The organism is Asanoa iriomotensis (assembly GCF_016862515.1).
Taxonomy (GTDB): Bacteria; Actinomycetota; Actinomycetes; order Mycobacteriales; family Micromonosporaceae; genus Asanoa; species Asanoa iriomotensis.
This window is the reverse complement of the sequence record NZ_BONC01000032.1, coordinates 70,274-89,860: the sequence shown is the minus strand read 5'-3', so window position 1 is coordinate 89,860 and position 19,587 is coordinate 70,274. Positions and strand designations below refer to the sequence as shown.

At 72.3% G+C, this 19,587-nt stretch carries 23 protein-coding genes; 15 read left to right on the top strand and 8 right to left on the bottom strand.

The window, feature by feature from the left end:
* The first annotated feature begins 3 nt into the window (after positions 1–3).
* Positions 4–459 (top strand): RrF2 family transcriptional regulator, encoded by a 456-nt coding sequence (locus tag Air01nite_RS22530; protein WP_203704892.1) that lies wholly within the window; start codon positions 4–6, stop codon positions 457–459.
* A 5-nt stretch (positions 460–464) separates the two neighbouring features.
* Here the strand turns inward: Air01nite_RS22530 and Air01nite_RS22525 are convergent, their stop codons facing one another.
* Both Air01nite_RS22525 and Air01nite_RS22520 read right to left on the bottom strand, forming a co-directional pair.
* Complete coding sequence (locus tag Air01nite_RS22525) at positions 465–1,016, bottom strand: peptidoglycan-binding domain-containing protein (protein ID WP_203704890.1); 552 nt, start codon at positions 1,014–1,016, stop codon at positions 465–467.
* 45 nt (positions 1,017–1,061) lie between these two features.
* The gene (locus Air01nite_RS22520) at positions 1,062–2,297 is read right to left on the bottom strand and encodes an FAD/NAD(P)-binding protein (RefSeq protein WP_203704888.1); all 1,236 of its coding nucleotides are present in this window, start codon (positions 2,295–2,297) and stop codon (positions 1,062–1,064) included.
* An 83-nt stretch (positions 2,298–2,380) separates the two neighbouring features.
* On the opposite strand from Air01nite_RS22520, the gene Air01nite_RS22515 reads away from it, so the two are divergent.
* From Air01nite_RS22515 to Air01nite_RS22505, 3 genes are read left to right on the top strand one after another with little or no spacing between them, the layout of a single operon-like run.
* On the top strand, positions 2,381–3,787 hold the full coding sequence (locus Air01nite_RS22515) for a selenium-binding protein SBP56-related protein (RefSeq protein ID WP_203704886.1): 1,407 nt from the start codon (positions 2,381–2,383) through the stop codon (positions 3,785–3,787).
* Complete coding sequence (locus tag Air01nite_RS22510; protein ID WP_203704884.1) at positions 3,784–4,428, top strand: hypothetical protein; 645 nt, start codon at positions 3,784–3,786, stop codon at positions 4,426–4,428. Before Air01nite_RS22515 ends, Air01nite_RS22510 begins: the two co-directional genes overlap by 4 nt.
* A gap of 2 nt (positions 4,429–4,430) precedes the next feature.
* Positions 4,431–5,597: an agmatinase family protein gene (locus Air01nite_RS22505; protein WP_203704882.1), complete on the top strand. Its 1,167-nt coding sequence runs from the start codon at positions 4,431–4,433 to the stop codon at positions 5,595–5,597.
* On the opposite strand, the gene Air01nite_RS22500 is transcribed toward Air01nite_RS22505, so the two are convergent.
* Positions 5,587–6,072 carry a septum formation family protein gene (locus tag Air01nite_RS22500; RefSeq protein WP_239090893.1) on the bottom strand — a complete coding sequence of 162 codons (486 nt, stop codon included), beginning with the start codon at positions 6,070–6,072 and terminating at the stop codon, positions 5,587–5,589. The two genes, Air01nite_RS22505 and Air01nite_RS22500, sit on opposite strands and share 11 nt — an antisense overlap.
* A gap of 60 nt (positions 6,073–6,132) precedes the next feature.
* Between Air01nite_RS22500 and Air01nite_RS22495 the strand changes: the two genes are divergently transcribed.
* The 6 genes from Air01nite_RS22495 to aroQ all read left to right on the top strand — a co-directional run bounded on the left by Air01nite_RS22495 (position 6,133) and on the right by aroQ (position 11,166).
* Positions 6,133–6,900, top strand: a complete 768-nt coding sequence (locus Air01nite_RS22495; protein WP_239090887.1) for a GNAT family N-acetyltransferase — start codon at positions 6,133–6,135, stop codon at positions 6,898–6,900.
* Positions 6,901–6,909: 9 nt separating this feature from the next.
* Complete coding sequence (locus Air01nite_RS22490; RefSeq protein ID WP_203704877.1) at positions 6,910–7,803, top strand: DMT family transporter; 894 nt, start codon at positions 6,910–6,912, stop codon at positions 7,801–7,803.
* A 5-nt stretch (positions 7,804–7,808) separates the two neighbouring features.
* Positions 7,809–8,561, top strand: a complete 753-nt coding sequence (locus Air01nite_RS22485) for a MerR family transcriptional regulator (RefSeq protein WP_203704924.1) — start codon at positions 7,809–7,811, stop codon at positions 8,559–8,561.
* A gap of 10 nt (positions 8,562–8,571) precedes the next feature.
* On the top strand, positions 8,572–9,045 hold the full coding sequence (locus Air01nite_RS22480; RefSeq protein ID WP_203704876.1) for an aminoacyl-tRNA deacylase: 474 nt from the start codon (positions 8,572–8,574) through the stop codon (positions 9,043–9,045).
* A 139-nt stretch (positions 9,046–9,184) separates the two neighbouring features.
* The gene (gene zwf, locus Air01nite_RS22475; RefSeq protein ID WP_203704875.1) at positions 9,185–10,714 is read left to right on the top strand and encodes a glucose-6-phosphate dehydrogenase; all 1,530 of its coding nucleotides are present in this window, start codon (positions 9,185–9,187) and stop codon (positions 10,712–10,714) included.
* Complete coding sequence (gene aroQ / locus Air01nite_RS22470; protein WP_203704874.1) at positions 10,714–11,166, top strand: type II 3-dehydroquinate dehydratase; 453 nt, start codon at positions 10,714–10,716, stop codon at positions 11,164–11,166. Before zwf ends, aroQ begins: the two co-directional genes overlap by 1 nt.
* Here aroQ and Air01nite_RS22465 read toward each other — a convergent pair.
* From Air01nite_RS22465 to Air01nite_RS22455, 3 genes are read right to left on the bottom strand one after another with little or no spacing between them, the layout of a single operon-like run.
* Positions 11,156–12,313 carry a CaiB/BaiF CoA transferase family protein gene (locus tag Air01nite_RS22465; RefSeq protein ID WP_203704873.1) on the bottom strand — a complete coding sequence of 386 codons (1,158 nt, stop codon included), beginning with the start codon at positions 12,311–12,313 and terminating at the stop codon, positions 11,156–11,158. The genes aroQ and Air01nite_RS22465 overlap by 11 nt on opposite strands.
* A 12-nt stretch (positions 12,314–12,325) precedes the next feature.
* Positions 12,326–13,027 carry a permease prefix domain 1-containing protein gene (locus Air01nite_RS22460; RefSeq protein WP_203704872.1) on the bottom strand — a complete coding sequence of 234 codons (702 nt, stop codon included), beginning with the start codon at positions 13,025–13,027 and terminating at the stop codon, positions 12,326–12,328.
* A gap of 29 nt (positions 13,028–13,056) precedes the next feature.
* Entirely contained in the window at positions 13,057–13,791 is a 735-nt protein-coding gene (locus Air01nite_RS22455) for a class I SAM-dependent methyltransferase (RefSeq protein ID WP_203704870.1), read from the bottom strand.
* A 65-nt stretch (positions 13,792–13,856) separates the two neighbouring features.
* Here Air01nite_RS22455 and Air01nite_RS22450 point away from each other — a divergent pair, with 65 nt between their 5' ends.
* Together Air01nite_RS22450 and Air01nite_RS22445 are read left to right on the top strand one after the other, a co-directional pair.
* Complete coding sequence (locus Air01nite_RS22450; protein WP_239090886.1) at positions 13,857–14,894, top strand: TRM11 family SAM-dependent methyltransferase; 1,038 nt, start codon at positions 13,857–13,859, stop codon at positions 14,892–14,894.
* Between the two features lie 29 nt (positions 14,895–14,923).
* On the top strand, positions 14,924–15,253 hold the full coding sequence (locus tag Air01nite_RS22445) for a YciI family protein (protein ID WP_239090892.1): 330 nt from the start codon (positions 14,924–14,926) through the stop codon (positions 15,251–15,253).
* 4 nt (positions 15,254–15,257) lie between these two features.
* On the opposite strand, the gene Air01nite_RS22440 is transcribed toward Air01nite_RS22445, so the two are convergent.
* Positions 15,258–16,358 carry an L-dopachrome tautomerase-related protein gene (locus Air01nite_RS22440; protein WP_203704866.1) on the bottom strand — a complete coding sequence of 367 codons (1,101 nt, stop codon included), beginning with the start codon at positions 16,356–16,358 and terminating at the stop codon, positions 15,258–15,260.
* 128 nt (positions 16,359–16,486) lie between these two features.
* Between Air01nite_RS22440 and Air01nite_RS22435 the strand changes: the two genes are divergently transcribed.
* Genes Air01nite_RS22435 through Air01nite_RS22425 form a run of 3 tightly spaced genes read left to right on the top strand, consistent with a single transcriptional unit; the run spans position 16,487 to position 18,866 of the window.
* Positions 16,487–17,671, top strand: a complete 1,185-nt coding sequence (locus tag Air01nite_RS22435) for an aminotransferase-like domain-containing protein (protein WP_203704865.1) — start codon at positions 16,487–16,489, stop codon at positions 17,669–17,671.
* Positions 17,668–18,081, top strand: a complete 414-nt coding sequence (locus Air01nite_RS22430) for a cupin domain-containing protein (RefSeq protein WP_203704863.1) — start codon at positions 17,668–17,670, stop codon at positions 18,079–18,081. The genes Air01nite_RS22435 and Air01nite_RS22430 overlap by 4 nt, the downstream gene beginning before the upstream one ends.
* Positions 18,078–18,866, top strand: coding sequence for an SDR family oxidoreductase (locus tag Air01nite_RS22425; RefSeq protein WP_203704861.1), 789 nt, complete (start codon positions 18,078–18,080; stop codon positions 18,864–18,866). Before Air01nite_RS22430 ends, Air01nite_RS22425 begins: the two co-directional genes overlap by 4 nt.
* On the opposite strand, the gene Air01nite_RS22420 is transcribed toward Air01nite_RS22425, so the two are convergent.
* Positions 18,863–19,414, bottom strand: coding sequence for an Lrp/AsnC family transcriptional regulator (locus Air01nite_RS22420; RefSeq protein WP_203704858.1), 552 nt, complete (start codon positions 19,412–19,414; stop codon positions 18,863–18,865). The two genes, Air01nite_RS22425 and Air01nite_RS22420, sit on opposite strands and share 4 nt — an antisense overlap.
* Positions 19,415–19,587 lie beyond the last annotated feature (173 nt).

Sequence of the window (19,587 nt, the reverse complement as noted above, 5' to 3'; positions counted from 1 at the left end):
CCGATGCAGGTCTCGGCACGCACCGACTACGCCCTGCGCGCGATGCTGGCGGTGGCCGACGCGCCCGGGCGGGTCACCGCCGCGGCGCTGGCCCGCGCGCAGCAGATGCCGCCCGCGTTCCTGCAGAGCATCCTGGTCGACCTGCGCCGCGCCGAACTGTTGCACGGCCGGCGCGGCGGCGAGGGCGGGTACACGCTGACCCGCCCCGCCGCCGAGATCACCGTGGGCGACGTGGTGCGCGCGGTGAACGGCGCACTGACGACCGTGCGCGGGTTGCCGACGCACTCGGCGGCGTACCCGGAAAGGGCCGCCGGGCTGCGCGACGTGTGGTTGGCCGTGCACGACCGGATCGCCGACATCGTCGACCGGACCACTCTCGCCGACCTGCTCAATCCGGCCCAGTCTCCCGAGGCGAGGGCGAGCACCGGCACAGGCCGGCGCCCACCCACACCCAAGTAATCCCCTCAGCAGTACGGCGATGCCTTGGTGTTCCAGGCCTCGGCGTCGACGCGGCCGCCGCCCCACAGGAACACCGCGTAGTAGCCGTTGCCCAGGCGGCGCAGGCCTAGCTCCTGGACCCGGTTGGGCGACTTGTAGGCGACGTGCTCGTAGCCGACGGTGTCGTAGTCGTTGACCAGGTAGTTGTCGGCCTTGCTCCAGGTGTTCGGCCCGACGACGCCGTCGGCGCTGAGCCCGTACCGCCGCTGGAAGCTCTTGGTGCCCGCCTCCGTCGCGGGCCCGAAGTCGCAGTCGATGCCGTTGTTGTCGATGAAGCCCTCGGCGGCGAGGATCGTCTGCCACAGCGCGACGGCCGTGCTGTAGCGGAAGGGACCCGTGCGGCTCAGCGTCGCCTCGTCGCCGAAGTCGTCCGTCACCGCTCCGGAGCCGGAGATGATGCCCTGTGCCGCCGACGCCCGCACGGGCGCCGGGCTCACCAGCACCGCGGCCAACACCGCGACCGCGCTCGCCCCCGCCACGAGCGCCCATCGCCGGCCGGCCCGTTCCAGAAAACTCATGAAAGTCCTTCCCTAGTGGCAAAGTGAAGGGACTATACACAGTGGTCATTGGAGCTCTCGACCGATAAAAGAGGCCTGTGCGCGGATCTCCGGGATCGCGGTCGTCTCCCACCAGCGGCCGCGGCGCAGGCTCCCGAGCACGTGGAGGCCCTCGACCGGGCGGCCGGCGCGGCCCACCGGGCGCCCGGCCGGGTCGACGTCGATGCCGAGCGCCAGCGGGTCCGCCCGGGCCAGGCCGTCGGCCACCAGCGTGCGGACCAGCGGGATGCCGGCCGCGTGGCCGGGGCCGGTGCAGTTGACGACTGCCTCGAAGATCGCCGGTGCCGCACCGCCGAGAGTGACCGCGAAGCCGCGCGGTTCGGTGTGGATCGCGCTCACCCGGGTGGCCGCCACGCGCAGCGCGCCCGACGACACGGCCATCGCGATCGCGGCCGCCACCTCGGGCGCGCACCGGTGCCGGTGCACCTCCCAGTAGCGGGCCAGATGGCGCAGGAAGCGCCGCTGCTCGTCCAGGCTCAACCCCGCCCAGAGCTGGTCGGCGCGCGGGCGCAGCGCGTCCACCGTGGAACGCCAGTCGGGGCTCGCCCGCAGCACCCGCAGCAACTCTCGCAGGCCGGTCGCGTCCACGGCCGGGGCTGGCACAGCCGGCGCGAGGGTGTGCGCCCGGGGCAGCAGGCCGTGCCGGGAGACCGCGACGATCTCGCCCGTGTGACCGCGCGCCAGCAGCGACAGCACGACGTCGACGGCGGTCAGGCCGGTGCCGAGCAGCAGCACCCGGTCGGTCGGGCGGATGCCGGCCAGCGCGCCGGCCGTCCAGGGCACCGCGACGTAGCCGGGCGCCCGGCGTACACCCACCGAAGCCGCCGCCGGGAAGACCGGCGGGGGCGGGCCGACGGCCAGCACCACCGCGGCGGCCTGCCGGGTGGTGCCGTCGCTCAGCTCGACCGCCCAACGGCCCCGACCCGCCGGCCGCACCCGCACGGCACGCCGCGCGAGGTGCGGCACCGGGCCCAGCCGGTCGGCGAGATAGGCGCCGAAGAGGCCGCGCGGGACGAACGCGTCCGGGCGACATCGGGCCCACGCGGCGAAGTCGCCGGGGTCGCGCGGGTCCACGGACATGGTCCCGGCCCGTGAGTTGAGGAGGTGGCGCGGTTCGCCGGTGGCATACGCTGAGCCCGGACCCAGCCTGGACGCGGGGTCCACGACGACCACCTCCCGTCCGTCGTGACGGGTGATGGCCAGCGCCGCCAACGCACCGGCCGGGCCTCCGCCGATGATCACGGTTGGGTCCATCGCGATCGCCGCCCCTTCAAATCCTATAGACATAGTAGGTTATCGAGGGAAACGAACAAAGGAGTGCCGCGATGCCGTTGTGGAAGCCCGACCCGACCTTCTACCCCTCGCCGCGCCAGGCGGTGACCGCGCCCGCCGAGAAGCTGGCCTACGTCGCCGCGTTCGACCGCTCCGCCGAGAAGCCCGACGCGATCGCCGTGCTCGACGTTGACGAGACCTCCACCAGCTACGGGCGGGTGGTCGGCTGGACCGACCTGCCCTACCGCGGCGACGAGTTGCACCACTTCGGCTGGAACGCGTGCAGCAGCGCGCTGTGCCCGGCCGCGCCGCACCCGCACGTCGAGCGCCGCTACCTGATCGTGCCCGGCCTGCGCTCGTCGCGGATCTACGTGCTCGACACCAAGGACGACCCGCGCGCGCCCCGGGTCATGCGCACGATCCAACCCGAGGAGCTGGCCAAGGCCGGCTACTCGCGGCCGCACACCGTGCACTGCGGCCCCGAGGGCATCTACGTGTCCAACCTGGGCGGTGCCGACGGCGCCGACGGCCCCGGCGGGATCGCGCTGCTCGACCACGACTCGTTCGACGTGCTCGGCGCGTGGGAGATCGACCGCGGGCCACAATATTTCGGGTACGACTTCTGGTGGCACCTGACCCGCGACGTGCTGGTCACCAGCGAGTGGGGCACGCCGTCGATGATCGAGGACGGGCTGGTCGGCGAGCTGCTGCTGGGCCGGAAATACGGTCACCAGATCCACTTCTGGGACCTGCGCAAGCGCCGCCACCTGCAGACCCTCGACCTCGGTGACCAGCACCAGATGGCGCTGGAGCTGCGCCCCGCGCACGACCCGACCAAGGAGTACGGCTTCGTCGGCGTGGTCGTCAGCGTCGAGGACCTCTCGGCGTCGGTCTGGCTCTGGCACCGCGACGACGGCGGCGCCTTCACGATCCGCAAGGTGATCGAGATCCCGGCCGAGCCCGCCGACGCCGCCGACCTGCCGCCGATCCTGCAGCCGTTCGGCGCGGTGCCGCCGCTGGTCACCGACATCGACCTGTCCGTCGACGACCGCTACCTCTACGTCTCGGCGTGGGGCATCGGCAAGCTGCTGCAGTACGACGTGAGCGACCCGTTCGCGCCCCGGCTCACCGGCGAGGTGCGGCTCGGCGGCATCGTCTCCCGGGCCGCCCACCCGGCCGCGCCGGAGCTCGCATTGGCCGGCGGACCGCAGATGGTCGAGGTGTCCCGCGACGGCCGCCGCGTCTACATCACCAACTCGCTCTACGGCGCCTGGGACGACCAGTTCTATCCGGACGGTGTCGGCGCCTGGGCCGCCAAGCTCGACGTCGACCTCGACAGCGGCGGCATCGCACCGGATCCGCGCTTCTTCCCGCACGGCGACGAGTTCCGCGGCCTGCGGGTCCACCAGACCCGGCTGCAGGGCGGCGACGCCTCGTCGGACTCATACTGCTTCCCGTGAGTTGGCTGGCAGTTGCGACCCTCGCCGGACTCGGCGCGTTCCACGGCCTCAACCCCGGCATGGGGTGGCTCTTCGCGGTCGCGATCGGCCTGCAGGAACGCTCCGCGCTCGCGGTGCTCCGGTCGCTGCTGCCGATCGCGGCCGGCCACGCCCTCTCGGTGTTCGCGGTGGCCGGCCTGGTCGAGGTGCTCCGCTCGGTGCTGGCGACCCGCGTGGTCGCCATCGCCGGCGGCGTGGTGATGGTCGGCTTCGGGCTCTGGAAGGCACTGTCCCGCCGGCACTTCGCCTGGGCCGGCATGCGGCTCACCCCGTGGCAGCTCACCGGGTGGTCGTTCCTGATGTCGTCGGTGCACGGCGCCGGGCTGATGCTGGTGCCGGTGCTGGTCGCCAACCCGCCGCCGGGCGTGCACCGGGACCACGCGCTGCACGCGCCGTCGGACCCGGGCGCGCTGCTCTGGCAGGGCCTCGCGGCGACCACCGTCCACACCGTCGCGATGGTCGCCGTGGCCGGCGCGGTCGGCCTGCTGGTCTACCGGGTGCTCGGGCTCGAGGTGCTGCGCCGGGCCTGGGTCAACCTCGACCTGGTCTGGGCGGTCGCGCTGATCGGCTCCGGAGCCGCCGCGGTCGTGCTTACGATCTGACGGTGACGCAGGGACACACCCACAGTGATGCGTTCGCCGCCCGGGAAGGCAAGTGGGCGCAGCTCGCCGAGGAGCGCCTGTCGCTGTTCCGCCACGACGAGGAGATCGCCCGCGGGCTCGCCTTCGGCCTGCCGGGCGCGCCGACCCTGGTCGACCGGACCATTCCCACCTTCTCGCGCGGCGAGCTGCCGCACTTCGCCGGCGAGCGCGGCACGTTCCTCAACTGCCCGTACCTGGAGGACGTCAACGACGTCGCGGACGCCGAGGTCGCGGTCTTCGGCGCTCCCCTCGACTCGGGGGCGACCTACCGACCGGGCGCGCGGTTCGGGCCGCAGGGCATCCGCCGGTCGACGAACCTGTTCGGCACCTACTGCTACGAGCTCGGCGTCGACCTGCGCGAGCAGCTCAACATGGTGGACGTCGGCGACGTGTTCACGATCCCCGGCAACCTGGAGAAGTCGTTCGACCAGATCAGCCAGGCCATGTCACACGTGTACGCGCGCGGCGTGTTCCCGGTGATCCTCGGCGGCGACCACTCCATCGGGTATCCCACGATCCGTGGCATGGCGCCGCACGTGGACGGCAACATCGGCATCATCCACTTCGACCGGCACGTCGACACCCAGGAGACCGACCTGGACGAGCGCATGCACACCACGCCGTGGTTCCATGCGACGAACATCGGCAACGCGCCCGCGACGAACCTGGTGCAGGTCGGCATCGGCGGCTGGCAGTCGCCGCGGGCGGGCGTCAAGGTCGGCCGCGAGCGGGGCACGACCGTCGTCACGGTCGGCGACGTCGAGCGGGTCGGCGTCGAGAAGGTGGCCGAGGTCGCGCTGGAGACGGCCTGGCACAACGCGAAAGCGGTCTACCTGTCGTTCGACATCGACGTGGTCGACGCCGGTTTCGTGCCGGGCACGGGCTGGCCCGAGCCGGGCGGGCTGCTGCCGCGCGAGGCGCTCAACCTCGTCCGCCTGGTCGCCGCGCCCGGGCTCGCCGGTCTCGAGGTGGTCGAGTGCGCACCGCCGTACGACTGGGCGGAGCAGACCGCCCTGCTCTCCTCCCGGGTCGTGCTCGACTCGCTCGCGGTCCTCGTGCGCGAGGGGAAGCTCGGCCGGAAAGCCGCGAACGGAGACCGCCACGCGTGGGGGCCGCGGCTCAACCCTTGAGCGAGCCCGTGCGCTTCGCGGTCGGGTCCGTGGCGACGCAGGTGACGCCGCGGTCGCCGGCGGACCAGGAGAGCTGGCTCGGCTGCAGGTAGAACAGCTCGACCTTGTCGTCGGCGACCGACGAGGGCGCGTAGGTCTCGAACCGCTGCAGGCATTCCTGCTGGGCCTGGCGGCCGAGGGCCTCCTCACCGGGGTACGGCCCGGCGGGCAACTCGACGATCGCGAACACCTCGCCCTCGTGCGGCTGCTCGCACGGCAGCACCGGCAGCCCGGCGACGTCGTCGCTCTCCTTCAGCCCGTCGACGCAGTGGCCGACCGCGAGCTTGGCCGCGGACACCTCGCCGCCGTCGGAGGAGCCGCCCGCGTTGCCGAGCGCGACCGCGGCGCCGACCACCGCCGCCACCACGATCACCACCGCGAACAGCACACCGAAGACGAGCAGGCCACGGGCCGGCGCGGGCCGGTCTTCCGACATCACGGGCGGCAAGGTAGCACCATGGACGGTGTCGGGCGAGCCTGTGACACGATCGCGGCCATGTTGCGCAGCGTCCACGACCGCGCCGAGCTTGCCGCGTTGCTCCGCAAGGACACTGCTCTGCACGCGTACGAGCTGGGCGACCTCGACGACTTCTTCTGGCCGTACACGACCTGGTACCGGCACGGCGACGCGCTCGCCCTGATTTACCACGGCCAGCCGGTGCCGACGCTGCTCGCCCTGGGCGGCCGGCTAGGCGACCTGCTCACCGGGCTCGTGCCGCTGCTGCCCCGCACGTTCTACGCCCACCTCTCCCCCGGCGCGGGTGTCGCGCTGGCGCCCGCGTACACCCGGTCGCACGACGGCGGCCCACACCACAAGATGGCCCTGGCGGGCGAGCCGCAGGGTCCGGCCGAGGGCGACCCGCTGGGCGTCGCGGACGAGCCCGAACTGACGGCCCTCTACGCGCGGGCGTACCCGGAGAACTGGTTCGACCGCCGGATGCTGGAGACGGGCCAGTACGTCGGCATCCGCCGCGCGGGCCGGCTCGTCGCGGTGGCCGGTGTGCACGTCTGGTCGCCGACCTACCGCGTGAGCGCGATCGGCAACGTCACCACCGACCCGGAACACCGCGGCCAGGGCCTGGCGCAGCGGGTCACGGCCGCGCTCTGCCACCGCCTGCGCGAGACCACCGACGTCATCACGCTGAACGTGAAGGCCGACAACGCCGCGGCCCGCGCCGCCTACGACCGGATCGGCTTCACGATCGTCGGCGACTACGAGGAGGCGACCTACGTTTCGGCCGGCACCGAAGGGTCCCGCACCTAGTTTGACGGCGTGAGAACCGCCGCCGCCATCGCCACCACCGTCTTCCTCTGGGCCTCCGCGTTCGTCGCCATCCGGCACGTCGGCGCCGACGTGCGCCCGGGTGCGCTCGCCCTCGGCCGCCTCCTCGTCGCCGCCGCCGTCCTCGGGATCCTGGTCCTCGCCCGCCGCCCGCGCTGGCCGGACCGCGGCGCCTGGTCCCGCCTGGTGCTCTGCGGCGTGGCCTGGCTCGGCGTCTACAACGTGGCCCTCAACGCCGCCGAGCGCCGGGTCGACGCCGGCACCGCCGCCATGGTGGTCAACCTCGGGCCCGTGCTGATCGCCCTGCTCGCCGGGCTCTTCCTCGGCGAGGGGTTCCCGCGCACCCTGCTGCTCGGCCTGGCGACCGCGTTCGCCGGCGCGGTGCTGATCGGCGTCGCCGCCGCCGGCGACGCGCACGCCGATCCCTGGGGCGTCGTCCTGTGTCTCGTCGCCGCCGTCGGTTATGCGGTCGGGGTCGTCGCACAGAAGCCGCTGCTGGCCGGGGCCGACCCGCTCGCCGTGACCTTCCTGGCCACGTTGGTCGGCGCCGTCGCCTGCCTGCCGTTCGCCGGGCAGCTCGTCGCGGACGTCCGCGATCCGGCCGCCGCCGGCTGGGTGGTCTACCTCGGCGTCGGCCCGACCGCCCTCGCGTTCACCACCTGGGCGTACGCCCTCGCCCGGACCGGCGCCGGAAAGCTCGGTGCCACCACGTATCTCGTACCCCCGCTGGTGGTGGTCATGGCGTGGGCCCTGCTGGACGAGGTGCCGGCGGCGCTCGCGCTCGGCGGCGGCCTGCTCTGTCTCGCCGGCGTCGCCGTGACCCGGGCGAGAAGCTTGACCCTCACGTCACGGCAGGGTGTTTCGTGGAGGGCGGAGAGGGGGTGAGCCGGATGGGCTACCCGGTGAGTCGGGTCGCGGCGTTGGCCGGAGTCACGGTGCGGACGCTGCACCACTACGACGAGATCGGGTTGTTGGTGCCCGGTGAGCGGACGGCCGCCGGTTACCGCGTCTACACCGACGGCGATCTCGAGCGGCTGCAGCAGATCCGCTACTACCGGGAGCTGGGTTTCGGCCTCGACGAGATCGCGGCCCTGCTGGCCGCCACCGACCCGCGGGAACACTTCCGCCGCCAGCATCAGCTGCTGCTGGAGCGGATCAAGAAACTGCAGGAGATGGTGACCGCCATCGAGTTCGCAATGGAGGCGCAGAAAGTGGGGGTGAACCTGACACCCGAGGAGCGGTTCGAGGTCTTCGGTGACTTCGAGCCCGAGCAGTACGAGGACGAGGCGCAGGAGCGCTGGGGCGGGACCGACGCGTACGCCGAGTCGCAGCGCCGGACCAGCCGCTACGGCAAGGCCGACTGGCTGCGGTTCAAGGCCGAGAGCGAGGACTGGGGCCGCCGGTTCGCCGCCGTGATGGACGGCGGGCAACCCGCCGACGGCGAGGCGGCGACGGAGTTGGCCGAGGAGCACCGGCAGCAGATCAGCCGGTGGTTCTACGAGTGCACGTACGAGATCCACACCGGGCTCGCCGACATGTACGTCGAGGATCCGCGGTTCACGGCGTACTACGAGAAGATCAAGCCAGGGATGGCACGGTTCCTCAACGAGGCGATCCACGCCAACGCGGTGGCAAGGTCATAACCTTGGCCACATGAGTGGTCGCGCGGTCGAAGCGCTCGAAAACGCCGGAGTGGCGCACCGGGTCGTCAACCACGGCCCGGTGCGCAGCCTTTCCGAGGCTGCCGCCGCCCGCGGTGTCGAGATCCCCGACGTGGTGAAGACGATCGTGGTGCGCCGCGGCGAGGGCGACTACGTGTTCGTCCTGGTGCCCGGTGACCGGGTGATCTCCTGGCCCAAGCTGCGCACCCTGCTCGGGGTGAGCCGGCTCTCGATGCCCGACGCGGCGACCGCGTTCGACGCGACCGGCTACGAGCGCGGCACGATCACCCCGTTCGGGTCGCTGGTCCCCTGGCCCGTGATCGCCGACGAGCGGATGGCCGGCCGGGAGATCACGCTCGGCGCGGGCGAGCACGGCGTCGCGGTCGCGGTCGACGCCGACACGGCGGTGCGCGCGCTGGGCGCGACCGTCGCGGACGTGTCGGATCCCGACCAAAGCGAGTCATAACCAGCCGTTAATGGCGTGTTCGGGCGGAAGCGATAGGTTCGAAGAGGCGTCCGTCCCACATCGGCGTGCGCCGCTCCGCGTGAGGCCAATGGGCCGGTAGCGTTTTGCGCGGCGAGACCGACGACCACGAGGGGCACGCATGACAGGCGACCTTGGCCCGGGCAACGAGATCCGGATCAACGGTGACGGCGGCGACGACCGCAAGGCGCCGCCCGGTGTCGTGGTGATCTTCGGGGCTTCCGGCGACCTCACCGAGCGCAAGCTCATGCCGGCGCTGGCCCGGTTGGCGCAATACAAGCGCCTCCCCGACGAGTTCCGCCTCGTCGGCGTCGCCCGCAGCCACCTGTCCGACGAGGAGTTCCGCCGGCGCTTCCCCGCCGGGCCGGCCGCAGAGGCGCCGGGCCTGGTCGAGAACATGCGCTACCTCAGCGGCGACTACGACGACCCGGACACCTTCCACCGGCTCCGCGACCTGCTGGACAGCTTCGACCGCGACGCGGGCACCGCCGGCAACCGGCTGTTCTACCTGGCGACCCCGCCGCAGGCGTTCGTGCCCATCATCGAGAACCTGGCGGCGGCCGGCCTCAACGAGCCCGGCTCGCCGACCGGGTCGGCCCGGCTGGTGATCGAGAAGCCGTACGGGCACGACGAGGCCAGCGCCCGCGACCTCGACCAGCGCATCCACGCCGGTTTCGAGGAGGACCAGGTCTTCCGGATCGACCACTACCTCGGCAAGGACACCGTGCAGAACGTGATGGCGCTGCGCTTCGCCAACACGATCTTCCAGCCCATCTGGAACCGCACGTGGATCGACCAGGTGCAGATCACGGTCGCCGAGACGCTGGGCGTCGGCACCCGCGGCGGCTTCTACGAGCACGCCGGCGCGATGCGCGACATCGTGCAGAACCACGTGCTCCAGGTGCTCGCGCTGGCCCTGATGGAGCCGCCGGCGTCGTTCGCGCCGGAGGCCCTGCGCAACGAGAAGGTCAAGCTGCTGCAGTCGATCCGGCACCCGGCCGACGGCGACATCGACCGGATCGCGGTCCGCGGGCAATACACAAGGGGCGGCACCAGCGGCGACCTGATGCCCGGCTACCGCGACGAGCAGGGCGTCGACCCGCTGTCCCGCACCGAGACGTACGCGGCCATGCGGCTCGACGTCGACAACTGGCGCTGGGCCGGCGTCCCGTTCTACGTCCGCACCGGCAAGCGGCTGCCGCGCCGGGTGACCGAGGTCGTGCTCCAGTTCACCCGGCCGCCGCACCTGCCGATCAGCGCCGCACAGGTCACCGGCCTGCAGCCCGACGCGCTGATCCTGCGCATCCAGCCCGACGAGGGCATCACGCTGCGGTTCGGCGCGAAGGTGCCCGGTCACTCGTTCCGGGTGCGCACGGCCACGATGGAGTTCTCCTACGAGTCGACGTTCCGCGAGGAGTCGCCCGAGGCCTACGAGCGGCTCCTGCTCGACGCGCTGATCGGCGACCCGACGCTGTTCATCCGCTCCGACGAGGTGCTGCAGAGCTGGCGGATCGTCGACCCGATCATCGAGCACTGGGCCAACAGCACGGGCCGGATCCCGCTCTACGAGGCGGCGTCGTGGGGCCCCGACGAGGCCGACCAACTGCTCGCCCGCGACGGCCGCGCCTGGCACAACCCCGGCGGGCGCTGATGACCTCGGTCTACGTGCTCAACGGGCCGAACCTCAACCTGCTCGGCACCCGCCGCCCCGAGGTCTACGGCAGCACCACGCTCGCGGACGTCGAGGACCTGTGCCGGCAGGAGGCCGGCAAGCTCGGCCTGGAACTCGAGTTCCTCCAGTCCAACCACGAGGGTCAGCTCGTCGACTGGGTGCAGGAGGCCGGCGCCCGGGTGGCGGCCGGCGAGTGCCTGGGCGCGGTGATCAACGCGGGCGCCTACACGCACACGTCGATCGCCCTGCACGACGCGATCGAGGGCGCCAGCCTGCCCGTGGTCGAGGTGCACATCTCGAACGTGCACGCCCGCGAGGAGTTCCGGCACCACTCGTACCTCTCGCCCGTCGCCCGTGGCGTCGTGGTCGGCTTCGGGGTCTACGGCTACGTGCTGGCCCTGCAGGGCCTGCACCAGTCGGCTAACCGATAACGCCGCCTGCGCGCAGCTCCGCGCACTCGGCGGCCGTGACGCCCAGCTCCGCGAGGATCGCCTCCGTGTGCGCGCCGGGCGCCGGCGCCGGCCCGGGCAGCGGCGGCGCCGCCGGCTCGCCAGCCGGGTCGGTGGTGAACCGGGGCGTGGGCGTCACCTGCGAGCCGCCGCCGGGCACCGGCGCGTAGAGATCGCGGGCCACGGCCTGCGGCGCGGCCGGGGCCTCGTCCAGTGCGAGCACCGGCGTCACGCACGCGTCGCGCCCGGCGAACCGGTCGGCCCACTCGTCGCGGGTCGCGCCCGCGAACGCGGCGCTCAGCGCCGCCCGCAGGGCCGGCCAGTGCGCGGGGTCGCGGTGCGCGGCCACCAGGTCGGCGTCGCCGTCCAGCCCGAGCACGGCCAGCAGGTTGAGATAGAACCGCCGCTCGATCGGCCCGACCGCCACGTAGCCGCCGTCGGCACACGCGTAGACGTCGTAGTAGGGGCAGCCCGTGTCGATCAGGTTGGTCCCCCGGCGGTCGGACCACAGGCCCACGGCCCGCAGGCCCTGCACCATCGCCATCAGCGAGGTGGTGCCGTCGTGCACGTTCGCGTCGACCACCCGGCCGCCGCCGGCCCACAGCGCGCACATGATGCCGTACACCAGGAAGAGTGAACCGCCCCCGAAGTCGCCGACCAGGTTCATCGGGGGCTGCGGCGGCCCGCCGGCCCGGCCGATCGACGCCAGCGCGCCGGTCAGGCTGATGTAGTTGATGTCGTGCCCGGCCGCGCCCGCCAGCGGCCCGGACTGGCCCCAACCGCTCATCCGGGCGTAGACCAGGCCGGGCCGCACCGCCAGACAGGGCACCGGACCGATGCCGAGCCGCTCGGCGACCCCGGGTCGGAAACTTTCCACGAGTACGTCCGACCGGGCGACCAACCGCAACAGCAACTCGACGCCGGCCGGGGTCTTCAGATCGAGCCCGATCGACCGACGGCCGCGGTCCAGGACGGGGTTGACCAGCGCGTACTCCTCGGGCGGCCCACCGATCCGGTCGACCCGGACCACGTCGGCGCCCATGTCGGCCAGGAGCATCGCGGCGTAGGGCGCGGGACCGATCCCGGCGAGCTCGACGACACTCAGCCCGGACAGCGGGCCACTGGACATGTGCGGTTGGCCTTAAGCTGAAGGGACTGGGGCCGGGCGTCGGGACGGGCGTCCGGCCCCAGGCCCACGTGTGCGGGTCAGTCGCAGGCAGCGCACCCCGAGATAGAGCAGCAGGCCATAGCCGGGCAGCGTGGGCAGGCCGCCGACCAGCGCGCCCCACAGCGAGGTGCCACCCGTGGGCGCGCCCATGGTGAGGAAGAGGCCGCTGCCCATCATCGTCAGCACGGTGCCGATCGCGGCGACGCCGACGATCCGCACCAGGGCCACCGGGGAGGCCGCCCGCCGGGCGACGAGGTGCAGCAGCAGCAACGCCACCGCGAAGCCCACGCTCGCCGCGATCAGGAACACGTCGGTGGCGTGGGCGAGGTCGTGGTAGGCCGGCGACGGCGAGACGCCCGTGCTGCCGGCCCGCCACATCAGCGTGGTCACCGTCATCACCAGCGGCAGCGCGATCGCAAACACCCAGGCGGTGCGCCAAGCCTGCACGACGGCCAACTCCGACTGGAACTCCGGCGCGACGGCCGGGACGGACCCGAACTCCTCGACGGCCTGCCGCTCCGCCTCGGCGTCGCTGACCTCCGGCGACCCGGCCCGCACCGCCTCGGCGGCGTCCTGCAGCCCGTCGCGAACCTCGACGATCATGTCGGCCTTGCGCCGGCGCGGCCCGTGCAGCCGCCGGTCGAGCTCCCGGACGTAGCTGTCGATCGCGGTCACGCGAACCATTCTGCCGGATGCGACCAGCTTCAGCGGGTCCGTGCCTGATAGAGCTCCGTGTCGACCGCGACCCGGACGGAGCCGTCGAGGCGCGCGAGGATGTCCGCGAACAGCGTCGAGCGGGCCTCGGGCTGCAGCGCCGCGTAGCTCGACCGGGCGGCCAGGTTGGCGACGAAGTCCACCGTGGGCAGCGCGACCTGCCAGCGGTAGACGTGCGACTCGCGGTGGGCCAGGCCGTGGATGCCGGGCCAGGGCGGCGGGTCGGGCAGCATGCCCTCCTCGTAGCGGACCCGGGGCGCGTGCAGCCGGTGCGCGGCCCGGAGCTCCTCGCTGACCGCCTCGTCGGCGGGCCGCTCGCGGTTCCAGAACAGCGCGATCACGCCGCCCGGCTCGACCGCCTCGGCCGCCTTGCGCCAGCGCACCGCCGGGTTGACCCGGTGCCAGGCCTGCGCGCTGAACAGCAGGCCGAACCGGCGCTCGGGCGCGTACTCCTCGAAGGTCGTGACCTTGACCGTGACCGGCGCGCCCGCCGTGCGGCGGGTGAGCACCGCGGCCAGTCGCGGGTTGGGCTCGACGGCGGTGATCCGGATGCCCTTGGCGACGAACTTCAGGGTCGCCCGCCCGGTGCCGGCACCGACTTCCAGGGCGGTCGCATCACCCAACCGGGCGTACGCGATCACGTCGTCGACCAACTGATCGGGGTACCCGAGCCGGAGCCGGTCGAGCGAGCCGCCGCGGCGTAGCCGCTCTGGCACTTCTGTCACCCGTCGTACCTATCATCCCGACCGCCCGGAGCGCACTCCCGTACCCGACCTAGAATCTGCGGGCCATGCGTTACGCGATGCTGATCCTGCCCTCCGCCAACCGGGTCTACGCCGAGTCGTCCGTCGAGCTGACCGCCGCCGAACTGGAGATCTTCGCCGGTGCGGTGCTCGGTGGCGGGCTCACCGACGTCGCCGCGGACGAGATCGCCGGTGTCTCCTATGTGACGTTCGAATCAGCGCCGCTGGACGAGCGCGCCACCGCGTTCCTGGCGAACCTGTCGTCGATCTACGCGCTGTTCGCCGTCGAGAGCGGCGGGCTGCTGCGCCCCGTGCCGCTGCACCGGCTCGACCGGTTCGACGACGACCTGATCACCATCCCGAAGTACGCCGGCAAGACCAACGAGCAGTTCACCAAGCTGCTGCTCAACGCGACCGTGATGGGCTCGGCGTTCGCCGACCGGATGCTCGACCGGCGGTTCACCGTGCTGGACCCGCTCGCCGGCCGGGGCACGACGCTCAACCAGGCGATGATGTACGGCTACGACGCGCTCGGTGTCGACCGCGACCAGAAGGACTACGAGGCGTACTCCGCGTTCATCCAGCGCTGGCTCAAGGAGAAGCGGATCAAGCACAAGGCCGAGCACGGCCCGGTGCGGCGCAACCGGCAGGTGGTCGGCCGGCGGCTGCAGATCACGCTGGCCGCGAGCAAAGAGGACTACAAGGCGGCCGACACGCAACGGATCGACATGGTCAACGCGGACACGACACGGACGCTGGAGTTCTGGAAGTCGGGATCGGTGGACCTGGTCGTGGCGGACGCGCCGTACGGCGTGCAGCACGGCAGCCGCACCCAGGAGAAGGGCCTGGCCCGCGGTCCGCTGGAGCTGCTGCGGGTCGCGGCGCCGGTGTGGGCGGGCGCACTGCGGCCCGGCGGCGCGCTCGGCCTGTCCTGGAACACGTTCGTGGCCGACCGCGCCGACACGGCGTCGATCCTGGCCGACGCGGGCCTGGAGGTGCTGGACACGCCGGCCCACCGACGCCTGGTGCACCGCGTCGACCAGGCGATCCGCCGCGACGTGCTGGTCGCACGCAAACCGGCCTAGCCGGACTATCGTTGGCGCCCGTGAAGTACATGCTGCTGATCTACAACAACCCGGCCACCATCGAGACGCTCTCGGAAGAGGAGCGCGCGGGGTTGTTCGCCCAGGTCGACGAGATCATGGCCGAGCTGACCGCGTCCGGCGAGCTGATCCGGGGCGAGGCGCTCGCGGGCGCGGCCAAGACGGTGCGCCTGCGCGGCGGCGTCGCGGCCACCACCGACGGCCCGTTCCTGGAGGCCAAGGAGCAGTTCGCGGGCTACATCGCCGTCGACGTCGCCACCGAGGAGCGCGCCATCGAGATCGCCGCCCGCTGGCCGGACGCCGGCTGGGGCGGCATGGAGGTCCGGCAGATCCTGGGCTGACGGATCAGTCCTGGCGCAGCAGCACCGGGCCGGCGTCGATCGCGACCCGGAACACCGCGTACGGCGGCTGCCGCAGGTCCTTGCCGTCGTTGTAGGCGGGCTGCCGGTGGAGCTGGTTGGCCGTCACGTAGAGGTGCCTGTCGGTGGCCACGGCCATCGTGTCCGGCCAGAGCAGCCGCGGGTCGTGCACCAGGGTGTCGAACGTGCCGTCCGGCTCGCGGGTGAACACCGCGTTCTGCTCGTACGCGGTGAGGTAGATCCGCCCGGTGTCGTCGCTCTCCAGCCCGTCGGAGCAGCTGCCCTTGTCGCCCTCGTCGATCACGGTCGCGGCCACCGCGTCGTCGTCGAGCGACCGGTCGCAGAGCGCGTCGACCGACACGCTGTAGAGGTGGCGGGACATCAGCGGGCAGTAGAACAGCCGGCTGCCGTCGGCCGAGATGGCGATCCCGTCGCTGCCGAAGGTGAGCTGCGACGGGTCCGCGTCTCCCGGGCGGTTGAGGAAGTAGCGCCCCTCGACCACCGGCCTGGTGGCGTGCACCGGCGGCGCCTTGGTGGACGGGTGGTCGTGCAGCCTGCGCCACGACTCGCCGGTGGCCAGGTCGACGACGACGATCCCGTTGGGGCCCTGGTGCGCCGAGTCGGTGACGAAGGCGGTGCCCTGGTCGCCGCGCCGCAGGTCGAAGCGGACGTCGTTGAGGTAGCTCGACGGCAGGACGACCGCCGCCGGGAAGGTGATCACGTGGCACGCGGCGTCCATGTCGAGGTCGACGCACACCAGCTTCGGCCCGCCGTGCCGGGTCCGCCGGAGCATCGGCGCGCCGGTGTCGACCACCCACAGCCGGTCGTGCGGGTCGACCACCACGCATTGCACGGAGACGAAGGCGTGCGGGTCGTCGTCGGAGTCGGGTCGGTTCCACTGTTCGTTGGGGTACGGCACGCGCGTGCCGTCGCGCAGCTCGACGACGCCGGCGGCGACGTCGTCGCCCCACTGCGGGTGGTTGAGGAAGATCCGGCCGGTGTGGGAGACCGCGACGCCCGTCGGCATCGGTGGATCGAGGGGCGCCACCAGCTCGAGGTTGCCGGTCGCTTGGTCGGTGCTGGTCATACCTGGACGCGTACCCGCGTACCGCCCGATTTATCGGGGTAGGTGTAAGGCGAATTTGGCCCTTGGTCTAACGGATGGCGCGATGTTAGGGTCACGCACCGAACGCTTGGCTACTGCGGAGGCCACCCGTGACCGACCTCGACCTACGCCTGGCCCGCCGGGCCGCGGGCAGCGGCGACGAGCTGAGCGCGATCCTCTCACTCGTCAATGCGCCCGGGCTCATCACCTTCTCCGGCGGGTTCCCGGCACACGAGATCTTCCCGGTCGAGTTCGTCCGCGAGCTCGCGGCCGACCGGCTCGACGCCGGGGCGCCGGTCGCGCTCCAGTACACCCCGACCGAGGGGCTCGCCTCGTTCCGCGACGCCCTGGCCACCTGGATCAAGGCGTCCCAGGGTCTCGCACCGGACGCGCTGATGGTGACCAGCGGTGGCATCGAGGCCCTCCAGCTCATCTGCCGCACGCTGCTCGACCCAGGCGACCGGGTGCTCGTCGAGTCGCCCACCTACGTCGGCGCGCTCACCGCGTTCAGCGGTTTCGAAGCGCACGTCGAGGCGGTGGCGGCCGACGCCGACGGCCTCGTACCGGAGGCGCTGGCCGCCGCGCTGGCGACCGGGCCGACGCCGAAGCTGCTCTACGTGATCCCCGACTTCCAGAACCCGACCGGAGCCTGGCTGTCCACGGAACGCCGGCACGCGCTGGTCGCGCTCGCCCGCCGGCACGGCCTGCTGGTGGTCGAGGACGTCGCCTACCGGGAGCTGGGCTTCACCGGCGAGCAGCGGCCGTCGCTCTGGTCGCTCGCGCCCGACGTCGTGGTCCAGGTCGGCACCTTTTCGAAGATCCTCTTCCCGGGTGTCCGGCTCGGCTGGGCGGCCGGGCCGCCGGCGCTGATCCCGCACCTGGTGCGCGCCAAGCAGAACTCCGACCAGTGCGCCGGCGGCCTCGGGCAGTGGCTGGCCGAGTCGTTCCTGCGCGACGGCCGGCTCGACGCGCACGTGGCCCGGGCGCGGGCGACCTACGCCGCACGCTGGGCGGCCATGTCGGCCGGGCTGACCAAGCACCTGGGCACCGCGTTCCACTGGAGCCAGCCGGGCGGCGGCTTCTTCACCTGGGTGACCGGCCCGCCCGGGCTGGACACCGCCGCCCTGCTCCCCCGGGCCCGCGAGCTGGGCGTCGCCTACGTGCCCGGCACGCCGTTCCACGCCGGCCGCGACGCACGCCATACGCTGCGGCTGTCGTTCAGCGCGACCACCCCCGACGAGATCGCCGAAGGCACCCGGCGGCTCGGCCTTCTGTTGACTGGAGCAACCCCATGACCGACGCGTCGTCCCACTTCGGCAGCACCGGTGGCACGCCCACCACCCCCGGGCGGTTCGTCGACCGCACGAAGATCCAGCCGCACGAGATCCTGCCCGGACTCAACTTCCAGCCGGTGCTGGGCGAGCGGAGCCTGCTCAATTTCGTCCAGTTCGACGCGCACGCCGAGGCGCCGCGCCACACCCACGAGGAGGAGCAGGTCGTGCTGGTCCTCGAGGGCGAGATCGAGTTCGAGGTCGACGGCGAGGTGCGGGTGCTCAAGCCCGGCGACGTCGCGGTGATCCCGCCGTGGGTGCCGCACGGCGCGCGGACCACCGGCACACCCTGCCTCGAGGTCGACTTCTTCACGCCGCCGCGGGCGACGCTGCTGGACCAGGCGCGGGCCGCGGTCGAGCAGGGCGACGCGTGAGGCTCGGTCTGGACGGCCGGCACGCGCTGGTCACGGGCGGCAGCAAGGGCATCGGGTACGCCGTGGCCGCCGAGCTGCTGGCCGAGGGTGCGTCCGTGGCCATCTGCGCGCGTACGCCCGACGAGGTGGCCGCCGCGGTCAAGTCGCTGTCCGAAGTAGACGGCGGTGGTCCGGTCTCCGGGCACGTCTGCGACGTCACCGACGCGGACGCGGTCTCGGCGCTCGTCGCCTCGGCCGCCGCGGAGCACGGTGGCCTCGACATCCTGGTCAACAACGCCGGCGGCGCGCACCCGGGCGGCTTCGAGGACCTGACCGACGAGATCTGGAAGCGCGACCTCGACGTCAAGCTGTTCTCCCAGATCCGCTGCACGCGGGCCGCACTGCCGCACCTGCGGCGCAGCACCGCGCCGCGGGTGGTCAACGTCAACGCGGTGTACGCCCGCTATCCCGACCCGGCGTTCTTCGCCACCTCGGTCAACCGGGCCGCGTGCCACAACCTGACCAAGGTGCTGGCGCAGCAGTACGGCCCGGAGGGGATCCTCGTCAACAGCGTCAACATCGGGTTCGTGGTGACGCCGCAGTGGGCCAACATCCGCGCCCGGCGGGCGCCGGACCTGACCGAGTCGGAGTTCTTCGCCCAGCTGGCGGCCGAGGAAGTGCCCCTGGGCCGGTTCGGCACCGTCGACGAGGTGTCCGGCCTGGTGGCGTTCCTCGCGAGCGACCGGGCGAGCTACATCACCGGCGCGTCGATCGACGTCGCCGGTGGGATGGGCAAGTACAGCTAGCCTCTGTCGGCGCGCAGTTCGGCGATGAGGCCGTTGACGAAGTCCTTGCGCGGGGTCTCGGCCAGGCTCAGCAGCGTCTCGGTGCGGGAGACGCCCGGGATCTGCCAGATGCCCTCGAGCAGGATCGTGCGCAGGTGCGCCTGGTCGCGCACCCGCAGCCGGGCCAGCAGGTCGATCGAGCCGGTCACCACGCTGATCTCCTCGACCTCGGGGATCGCGTGCAGCGCGCGGATGATCGCGGCCTGGTCGGTGGCCGCGATGACGGACAGGAAGACCTGCATCGGGAAACCCAGCGCCGCCCAGTCGATGTCGGCGCGATAACCGCGGATGACGCCCAACCGCTCGAGGCGGGCGATCCGGTCGCCCACCGCGGGCGGCGACATCTGCAGCTCGCGTGCGAGCCCGCGCTGGCTCGTGCGGGCATCCTGGACCAACAGCTCGAGCAGGCGGAGGTCGATCGCGTCGAGCGTGGCCGGCGTCGCCGGTGTGCTCACCACGTCCGCGATCGCCGCCAGCGGGCTGGGTTTTCTGGGCGCGTCTTCCGTCACGCGGGAACTATAACGGCGGGGGCGTTCCGGCCAAACAGACCGTAAGGGGCTTGCCCCGATTACCGGCATGCCCGACTTATGGTTCTCTTCTGCTCGCGTGTGCCAGGAAGTGTCGACAGGTTGGCAACTGTTCGGGCCAACCGGCTCGGGAAAGTTGCCCGTAAGGCATTATC

What these genes read in the sequence shown, in the direction of transcription:
- Air01nite_RS22440 (WP_203704866.1), bottom strand. Translation starts at nt 16,358, where the DNA reads ATGACCAGCACCGACCAAGCGACCGGCAACCTCGAGCTGGTGGCGCCC.
- Air01nite_RS22495 (WP_239090887.1), top strand. Translation starts at nt 6,133, where the DNA reads ATGTTGCGCAGCGTCCACGACCGCGCCGAGCTTGCCGCGTTGCTCCGC.
- aroQ (WP_203704874.1), top strand. Translation starts at nt 10,714, where the DNA reads ATGACCTCGGTCTACGTGCTCAACGGGCCGAACCTCAACCTGCTCGGC.
- Air01nite_RS22430 (WP_203704863.1), top strand. Translation starts at nt 17,668, where the DNA reads ATGACCGACGCGTCGTCCCACTTCGGCAGCACCGGTGGCACGCCCACC.
- Air01nite_RS22525 (WP_203704890.1), bottom strand. Translation starts at nt 1,016, where the DNA reads ATGAGTTTTCTGGAACGGGCCGGCCGGCGATGGGCGCTCGTGGCGGGG.
- Air01nite_RS22445 (WP_239090892.1), top strand. Translation starts at nt 14,924, where the DNA reads ATGCTGCTGATCTACAACAACCCGGCCACCATCGAGACGCTCTCGGAA.
- Air01nite_RS22485 (WP_203704924.1), top strand. Translation starts at nt 7,809, where the DNA reads ATGGGCTACCCGGTGAGTCGGGTCGCGGCGTTGGCCGGAGTCACGGTG.
- Air01nite_RS22500 (WP_239090893.1), bottom strand. Translation starts at nt 6,072, where the DNA reads ATGTCGGAAGACCGGCCCGCGCCGGCCCGTGGCCTGCTCGTCTTCGGT.
- Air01nite_RS22450 (WP_239090886.1), top strand. Translation starts at nt 13,857, where the DNA reads ATGCGTTACGCGATGCTGATCCTGCCCTCCGCCAACCGGGTCTACGCC.
- Air01nite_RS22480 (WP_203704876.1), top strand. Translation starts at nt 8,572, where the DNA reads ATGAGTGGTCGCGCGGTCGAAGCGCTCGAAAACGCCGGAGTGGCGCAC.
- Air01nite_RS22515 (WP_203704886.1), top strand. Translation starts at nt 2,381, where the DNA reads ATGCCGTTGTGGAAGCCCGACCCGACCTTCTACCCCTCGCCGCGCCAG.
- zwf (WP_203704875.1), top strand. Translation starts at nt 9,185, where the DNA reads ATGACAGGCGACCTTGGCCCGGGCAACGAGATCCGGATCAACGGTGAC.
- Air01nite_RS22465 (WP_203704873.1), bottom strand. Translation starts at nt 12,313, where the DNA reads ATGTCCAGTGGCCCGCTGTCCGGGCTGAGTGTCGTCGAGCTCGCCGGG.
- Air01nite_RS22530 (WP_203704892.1), top strand. Translation starts at nt 4, where the DNA reads ATGCAGGTCTCGGCACGCACCGACTACGCCCTGCGCGCGATGCTGGCG.